Annotated in this window: 10 protein-coding genes (1 of these 10 running past the window's edge); 4 read left to right on the forward strand and 6 right to left on the reverse strand. The window is 63.5% G+C overall.

Annotated features, from left to right (window positions below; genetic code table 11):
• Positions 1-25: 25 nt before the first annotated feature.
• Positions 26-670 (reverse strand): DUF3105 domain-containing protein, encoded by a 645-nt coding sequence (locus K728_RS0101415; protein WP_024475625.1) that lies wholly within the window; start codon positions 668-670, stop codon positions 26-28.
• 54 nt (positions 671-724) lie between these two features.
• Positions 725-1,360: a DUF305 domain-containing protein gene (locus tag K728_RS0101420; RefSeq protein ID WP_019482115.1), complete on the reverse strand. Its 636-nt coding sequence runs from the start codon at positions 1,358-1,360 to the stop codon at positions 725-727.
• Between the two features lie 161 nt (positions 1,361-1,521).
• Between K728_RS0101420 and K728_RS0101425 the strand changes: the two genes are divergently transcribed.
• From K728_RS0101425 to K728_RS0101435, 3 genes are read left to right on the forward strand one after another with little or no spacing between them, the layout of a single operon-like run.
• Positions 1,522-1,833: a metal-sensitive transcriptional regulator gene (locus K728_RS0101425; RefSeq protein ID WP_019482114.1), complete on the forward strand. Its 312-nt coding sequence runs from the start codon at positions 1,522-1,524 to the stop codon at positions 1,831-1,833.
• A gap of 29 nt (positions 1,834-1,862) precedes the next feature.
• Complete coding sequence (locus K728_RS0101430) at positions 1,863-2,087, forward strand: heavy-metal-associated domain-containing protein (RefSeq protein WP_019482113.1); 225 nt, start codon at positions 1,863-1,865, stop codon at positions 2,085-2,087.
• A 55-nt stretch (positions 2,088-2,142) separates the two neighbouring features.
• Positions 2,143-4,422, forward strand: coding sequence for a heavy metal translocating P-type ATPase (locus K728_RS0101435; protein WP_024475626.1), 2,280 nt, complete (start codon positions 2,143-2,145; stop codon positions 4,420-4,422).
• Between the two features lie 18 nt (positions 4,423-4,440).
• On the opposite strand, the gene K728_RS0101440 is transcribed toward K728_RS0101435, so the two are convergent.
• A complete protein-coding gene (locus tag K728_RS0101440) occupies positions 4,441-5,409 on the reverse strand; it encodes an EamA family transporter (protein ID WP_024475627.1) in 969 nt (322 codons plus the stop codon).
• A gap of 76 nt (positions 5,410-5,485) precedes the next feature.
• Here K728_RS0101440 and K728_RS0101445 point away from each other — a divergent pair, with 76 nt between their 5' ends.
• Positions 5,486-6,031 carry a CGNR zinc finger domain-containing protein gene (locus K728_RS0101445; protein ID WP_024475628.1) on the forward strand — a complete coding sequence of 182 codons (546 nt, stop codon included), beginning with the start codon at positions 5,486-5,488 and terminating at the stop codon, positions 6,029-6,031.
• A 144-nt stretch (positions 6,032-6,175) separates the two neighbouring features.
• Here K728_RS0101445 and K728_RS18140 read toward each other — a convergent pair whose 3' ends face one another.
• The 3 genes from K728_RS18140 to K728_RS0101460 all read right to left on the reverse strand — a co-directional run.
• On the reverse strand, positions 6,176-6,508 hold the full coding sequence (locus tag K728_RS18140) for a hypothetical protein (protein ID WP_019482109.1): 333 nt from the start codon (positions 6,506-6,508) through the stop codon (positions 6,176-6,178).
• Between the two features lie 67 nt (positions 6,509-6,575).
• Positions 6,576-7,184, reverse strand: coding sequence for a hypothetical protein (locus K728_RS0101455; RefSeq protein ID WP_024475629.1), 609 nt, complete (start codon positions 7,182-7,184; stop codon positions 6,576-6,578).
• Positions 7,185-7,281: 97 nt separating this feature from the next.
• A protein-coding gene (locus tag K728_RS0101460; RefSeq protein WP_024475630.1) for an MATE family efflux transporter crosses the window boundary here: on the reverse strand, positions 7,282-7,703 show its 3' portion. It continues 919 nt past the right edge of the window; the window shows 422 of its 1,341 coding nt (coding positions 920-1,341); the start codon falls outside the window, past its right edge; its stop codon occupies positions 7,282-7,284.

The raw sequence follows: 7,703 nt of genomic DNA on the forward strand, positions 1-7,703 counted from the left end.
CCCGGCAGATTCGCTCCCGGCAACCCTAGGCCGAAGGGGTGATGCCACCGGAGCAGGCAGCGCCCGGCTCAAGGGTCTGCTCGCCCTGAATGTACCGCTCCAGGAAGACCGCGAGACGGTCGTCGTCGGCCGTGTCAACGCCGAGCTGTAGGCCCCAGGCACTCGCGGCGATGGGCGACTCCTGATCGGCGTAAGGGCTGAGCAGGACGTACCCACTGGACCCCACGAGGTCGGTCAGGGCATCAATTTCGTCCTGAGGCAGATCGGGCTGATAGGTGATCCATACTGCACCGTGCTCCATCGAGTGGACGGTGTTCTCGTTGGGAAGCTCCGAGGTGTAGACGCCGCAGTTGGTCCAGACGGCGTTGTGATCTCCGCCCACGGGTGGAGACTGCTCGTACTCAACAGGGGCGTCGACGTGGTTGTTCGTCAGGCCATCAAATTCCTGCAGGCCTTCGATGGGCTGACTGGCGAGCGCTTCGATGCGCTGGTTCTCCTGCACCTGACCCACAATCACAATGGTCACCGCGACAATGATCGCCACGACCACCGCGCCGATGCCACCAAGGATCAGAGTGGTGCGCTTGCGGTCGCTGGCGCGCTGCTTGGACTGGATGGCAGCCAACCGCGCCTGGCGGTCGGCATTGTCCTGGGCTCGCTTCTTGTTCAACGCGTAAATCCTTTTTCCTTGAGTGTGTTTGAAACAAATGTACCGTCGGTGCCGCTAGAGCTTGTCCAGCATGTCTTCCATTGCAGTAATTTCGGCGACCTGGGCTACAGCCATCTTCTCGGCAGCACCCTTCACCCGGGGCTCCTGGGCAAGTTCCGCGCCTGCCTGCGCCATCTCGGCGCCTGCCTCATGGTGGGTGATCATCAGCGTCAGGAAAATCCGCTCTGCCTCGACTCCCGAAGCATCAGCAAGTTCCTGCAGCTGCTCGGCGGTAGCCATCCCAGGCATCAGACCGTTCGGCTCCAACATGCTTCCACCGGTGTGATGATCCATTGACCCTGCCATCCAGGCCATATTGGGCGCGGAGGAACTTTGGGGCAGCCCCCACTCTTCCAGCCAGGCATACATCTGACCGATCTGGTGCTGCTGCGTCATCGCAATGTCATACGCAATGGTGCGCACCACCTCGTCATCGGTCCGGTCTCGCACCAACCGCGACATCTCGACCGCCTGGGTGTGATGAATCTGCATGTCGCGGGCAAAACCAGCATCGGCGCTGGTGCCGGACGGATGGTCGGTGCCCGTACCGATCCGGCCAGCAACAAAAGCAAGGACAAATAGCGAGACCAGCAGCGCTCCGGCCAGAACAATGAGCAGGCGCTTCTGCCACGTCTCGAGGTGCAGGGTCATCTATCTTTTTTCCTTGTTTTCCAGGTGCTGGCGGTGGTTCCTTCTTCTCTAACGTATTGCATCAGGCTCGACGTTCCCTGAACGAACATGAAGATACCCCCCTAGGGTACTTGAAATATACCGGTAGGGGGTATATGTTCGATGAAGAACGAGGAGGACCAATGAGTGACACCACCATCGAACACGGCTATACAGCGGACAAGGACGCCTATCTTCGGCGCCTGAGGCGGATCGAGGGCCAGGTCCGCGGGATCGCCCGGATGATCGAGGAAGACAAGTACTGCATTGACGTCCTCACCCAGGTGTCGGCGATCAACAAGGCCCTCCATGCGGTCAGCATGGGGCTCCTTGAGGAGCATATTGCCCATTGCGTGGTGGGCGCCGCCAACGAGTCCCAACTCACGGGGAACCCCGAAATTGTCCAGGAAAAAGTCCAGGAAGCCTCGGCAGCGATCAGTCGCCTGCTGAGGTAGCAAACCCCCAACACCCAAGGAGTACACCCATGAGCACCACCACCGTCAGCATTTCAGGCATGACCTGCGGCCACTGCGTTGATTCGGTCAGCGAAGAAATCAGCGCCCTCGACGGCGTCCAGAGCGTCACCGTCGACCTCAACAAGGGTGGCGTCTCCACCGCCACCGTGACCTCCGACGGCGACCTCGACCCCGACCAGATCGGCGAAGCGGTAGCCGAAGCCGGCTACCTCGTTGTCGCCAACGACGCCTAGGCGCAACAGCGCCTAACTCCAGCAGTTCGACTTACTAGCATCACCAAGGACCCCCATGAGCACCGATCAGCTGTCCACCTCTCCACCGACCAGGATTGTCGAACTCGATATCCAGGGCATGACCTGCGCGTCCTGTGTGGGACGGGTGGAGCGCAAACTCGGGAAGCTTGAAGGAGTCCAGGCGAGTGTGAATCTGCCGCTGGAGTCCGCCACCGTCACAGTCCCCGAGAACATATCGGATCAGGACATCGTGGACACGGTCCATGCGACCGGGTACACCGCCCAACTGAAGCGGCCGGCCCACAGCTCCCCTGGCGACCCAGCACTGGACGGCACGGACCCGGTGCACTCCGATCACGTGTCACACGGGGGGACCGCCGCGCAATTGCGGCCGCGGCTAATTGTTGCGGCGCTGCTCACGGTGCCGGTCGCCGTCATTTCCATGGTGCCCGCGGCGCAGTTCCCCCACTGGGGGTGGCTGGTTTTCGCTCTCACCCTGCCCGTGGTCACCTGGTCTGCCTGGTCATTCCACCGGGCGGCCGCCATCAACGCCCGCCATCTCTCTTCCACAATGGACACCCTGGTCTCGATCGGCGTCACGGCCGCGTTCCTCTTCTCGGCCTGGCAGCTCCTGGCCGACCCCTCGATCACCGAACACGCCGGTATGGCCATGAGTGATCACGCCCTGTACTTCGAGGTGGCGGCCGTCGTCGTCACTTTCCTGCTGCTGGGCCGCTACCTGGAAGCGAACGCCAAGCAGCGCGCAGGGGAGGCACTCAAAGCGCTCCTCAGCCTCGGAGCCAAGGAGGCGACAGTGCTCCGCGATCAGGATGGGCGTCGCGTGGAGGTCAAAGTGCCCGCCGACTCCCTCGTGCACGGCGACCAGTTCGTTGTGCGGCCCGGAGAGAAAATCGCCACCGACGGCGTCGTGATCGATGGGGCGAGTGCTGTTGACACCTCGCTGATCACGGGCGAGTCAATGCCGGTGGATGTCGGTGTTGACGACGTCGTCACCGGCGCCACCATCAACACTTCGGGACGCCTGATTATCCGGGCCACCCGGGTAGGCAGCGAAACCACCCTCGCCCAAATGGGACGGCTGGTCAGCCAGGCGCAAAGCGGCAAGGCACCGATTGCCCGCCTGGCGGACCGGATCAGCGCCGTATTCGTGCCGATTGTGTTGGTTATTGCCGTCCTGACCTTTGTCGGGTGGATGGTCCTTACCGGCGACCTTCAATCGGCTTTCACTGCCGCGGTCGCCGTCCTTGTGATCGCCTGCCCGTGTGCGCTGGGCCTGGCCACGCCGACGGCCCTGCTGACCGGTTCGGGTCGCGGCGCCCAGCTGGGCATCCTGATTCGCGGCCCTCAGGTCCTGGAAGACACCCGGACCGTCGACACCATCGTGCTGGACAAGACCGGCACCGTCACCACGGGCAAACTGGCCGTGACCGACGTCGTCGTGCTTGGGGCACTCGACCGCACGCGTGTCCTGGCACTGGCTGGCGCCGTCGAGGCGGCCAGCGAGCACCCGATTGCCCAGGCGATCGCGGCTGCTGCCCCTGGGCATCCTTCGGTGACGGGGTTCAGCAGTTCAGCGGGCGGCGGGGTCCGGGGCACCGTCGACGACGGCGGACGGGAGGTCACGGTGGTTGCTGGGCGCTCGGGCTGGTTGGAGGAGAACGGCGTCGTCATCAGCGGGGAGCATCTGGCCGAACTGCAGGACCAGCAGGATGCAGGTTCCACCGCCATCTGGGTGGCAGTGGACGGCCGCGTCGCCGGGCTGGTGTCCCTGAAGGATACGGTCAAGGAATCGTCGGCGGCCGCCATCACACGGCTCAAGGAACTGGGTCTCCGGCCCATCCTGCTGACCGGCGATAACGCTGCAGTTGCCCGGAGGGTGGCCGAGCAGGTCGGCATTGCCCCCGACGACGTCCTCGCCGGAATACTGCCCGAGGGGAAGGTCCAGGCGATCCAGAAACTTCAGGCCGAGGGGGCCACGGTGGCCATGGCCGGCGACGGAGTCAACGACGCCGCAGCGCTGGCCCAGGCCGATCTTGGCATCGCGATGGGCTCCGGCACTGACGTGGCTATCGAGGCAGCCGACCTGACCGTGATGGGGAACAGCCTGGAGCAGGTGGCCCAGGCCATCGAGCTCTCACGGATCACCCTGCGCACCATCAAGACCAACCTGTTCTGGGCCTTCTTCTACAACACCATTGGAATCCCGGTGGCGGCCCTCGGCTTCCTCAACCCCATGGTCGCCGGCGCGGCGATGGCCGCGAGTTCGGTGCTGGTAGTGGCCAACTCGCTCCGGCTGCGCAGGTTCGGCAAGTAACGGTCGGCGGGGATGGTTCTAGGGCAGCGGAACAGGTTCGACGTCGTTCGCCCGCTCCAGGGGCTGGATCCCATCAGCTGGCGTGCGTAGCTCATCGACGCGAACCATCACCACTCCGCCGATAATCAGCAGACCGCCCAGCAGCTGGATGGGTCCCGGCAGCTCACCGAGCATCAGCCAGGACGCGAGCACCGCAAACATCACCTCGGTGAGCCCCACAAAGGAAGCCACCTTCGAGCCGAGCTGACGGGCGGCAAGGATCCCGGTGAAGTAGGACACCACGGTCGAGATCAGGACCAGGCCGAGGACGGGGACCAGCCAGCTCGTCTCCCAACCAGCCAGTGTCACATCCCGAAATTCAAAGGTGAACGGCATGATGCCCACCAGCCCCATGACCCCGATCGCCACGGCGCCCACCACCATGCCGCCCCCTGCCATCACCAGCGGCGGCAGGCCGTCGTCGGCCTTGGCTGACATGAGGAAGAAGACCGCCAGGCAGACCGCCGCCGCAAGCCCGTAAATGACTCCAATCGGGTCCAGCCGCTCGTCCGAGGTGAGATCCAGCACCAGGAGCAAACCCAGCATCGCCGTCACCGAACCAGCGGCGGTGAGGCGGCGTGGTGCCCGGCGGCTTCGCGCCCACAGCCATCCGACAATCAGTATCGGCGCCAGATATTCCAGCAACAGGGATACGCCCACTGACATCCGCTGCACAGCGTTGAAGTAGAAGAACTGGCAGAGCGCGATGGCAGTGACACCGTAGATGATGAGGGTCAGTGCACTGCCGCGAAGTGCGGTCCAGCGCCCGCGGAGCGCAAACAGGACCGGAATCAGCAAGACCAGGGCGGCACCACCAATGCGCACACCGACGGCAGCTCCGGGGCTCCAGCCGATTTCCAGCAGCGATTTGGCAAACGGCCCGGACACGCCGAATGCCGCCGCCGAGATGACCGCCCACCACAGACCCGCCGCTGCGCCGTTTTTCATGCTGAACCTCATTAGTGTCATGACCAAAAGTTGATTATGGTAGTGACAGTAGACCCCAACAATGTCAGGAGTCAATGTGACCTTTGCTAATGACACAGAGGTTGCGTTGATCTCTGCGGCAGCGCTCATCAACACGGGCAAGGAGGAACCCGACCAACTGACAACACTGGCGGACCTCGACCGATTCCTGGCGGAACAGGACTTCTCCGGCTCGCGCGCCCATACTGCCAACGAGTTGGCTGCGGTGGTGCAGCTCAGGGCAGAGCTGGAGGAGGTATGGACGTCAACGGAGGACGACGCCGTCGCGCACGTCAACCGGATGTTGAGCGACGCCCGCGCCCTTCCCCAACTGGTACGTCATGATCACTGGGACTGGCACCTGCATGCCACCGGGCCCGAGGCTCCGCTGGAGGACCGAATGGCAACCGAAGCGGCGATGGCGCTGGTCGATGTCATCAGGACCCATGAAATGGAGCGGCTGCGGATCTGCGCGGCCGACGACTGCAGCGCCGTGGTGCTGGACCTGGGCCGGAACCGCTCGAAACGGTACTGCGACACCGGAAATTGCGCGAATCGCGCCCACGTCAAGGCCTACCGGGCCCGAAAATCGGCTACGGGGTAACCCCTCGGGGCCAGAAAAGTCCCGCACCCGCATACCAGTGGTTGCCCAACAGCGCACCTGCAGTGCCACCACTTTTCTGGACCTGGGCCTGCAGTGCCACCACTTTTCTGGACCTGGGCCGGAACGACGGGCCAGCGGGCAGGGTCAGCGAGGGCTGTCCGGGCCGCCGCGCGGCGTCCCTTTGATGTTTCCGTCCTTATCGAGGTTGCCTGCGCCGCCCTGGATTTTCGACGATGACCGATTGATGCCGGTTCCCTTGCCCAGGTGATCAGCGTTGGGCTTCTCCGTCATCAGGAGCAGCGCACAGACCACCAGCGCCGCAATGAACGCGATACCGGCAGCGGTGAGGCCGATATCAACCCTGAGTTCCCTCGTTCCACCACCGGTGGAGACAACCATCGCGACGATACCGGCCACCGCCCCGAGGACAGCAGAGAAGATGAGAGGGCCTTTGACACCCTTGACCGATTTGGACACTGTTACTCCTTGAGAAATTGCCGCCGCACATTCTTCTACGAAGGGTAGAAAGACTGCCGTGTCTAGTTTACGCGGTTGACGGGGACGCCTTATCCGCGTGACGTACATCATGCCGGAAGCCGAACGACGCGATCGCCAGAACAACGGCGATGATGATCGCCCCGCCTCCCGTGACGCCGAGCAGCGCGTGCGCCCCAGCGTCCTGGAAAAACGGAAGCAACAATCCCGAGGTCATCCCCACTGCACCGACCACGATGAGATCTTTCCCAACGACGTTGAAGCGGCGTTGGCGGATTCCCACAAACAGGTCAACAGCCCCGGAAATCACCAGAACGAGCGCAACAACCTGGGCGAACATCGCATCGGTATGAATCCACAGGTTGAGCACGCCCCCCACCAGGAGGAACCCCGGCCCGATCCCGGCCACCCACCGGTCGCCGCTGGTCTTCACCCCGGCAGCCCGCTCCAACCAGGCCGCCAAAACTGCGAGCGCCAACAGGTACAGTCCACCGGCCACTGACGCGACATGAACCGATGGTTGAACCCAGAAAATCGTCAGGGCCCCGAAGGCCGCGGACACAATCGCGCGAAAGAGCAGCGGCCGCCAGACCGCCGCCGCTTGATCGAGCGGAGTGCGTGGCGGTTGGACCGTCGCATCCTGGGGTGCGGCACCCATTGCGTAGACCTCCGATAGACACAGGGCTGATCACTTCAGTCCAGAAGTCCTAGTTTATCCCCGAGTGGACCCCGTGAAGTCTGTCGGGGACCCATGCCTAGTGGGCGCCGGTTACCATCCAACGGTCGTTGCGGACCCGCCAGGCCAGGGTCAGGCCACGAGCAGCCATGTAGCCCACACCGAACGCCACCCACAGCCAGACGATACCGGCGGGTCCGGTCAATTCGGCGTTGAAGACCCAGATCAGCAGCGGCAGGTAGAGCAAAAGATTGACGACGCCGGCGATCGCCAGATACTTCGCGTCTCCGGCTCCGATCAGCACCCCGTCAAGCACAAACACCAGCCCACAGATGGGTTGTGACGCGGCGAGGACAAAGAGCCCCGCCGCGAGCGCCGACTGGACTGACTCGTCAGTGGTGAAGATCCACCCGACAAACGGCGCAGCCACCGCAAGGAGCGCACCGGTAATGACCCCAAATCCCAACCCCCAGCCGATCATTCTGCGGGTCAACGCGTGCG

Source organism: Arthrobacter sp. CAL618 (assembly GCF_000468215.1).
Lineage (GTDB): Bacteria > Actinomycetota > Actinomycetes > Actinomycetales > Micrococcaceae > Arthrobacter_D.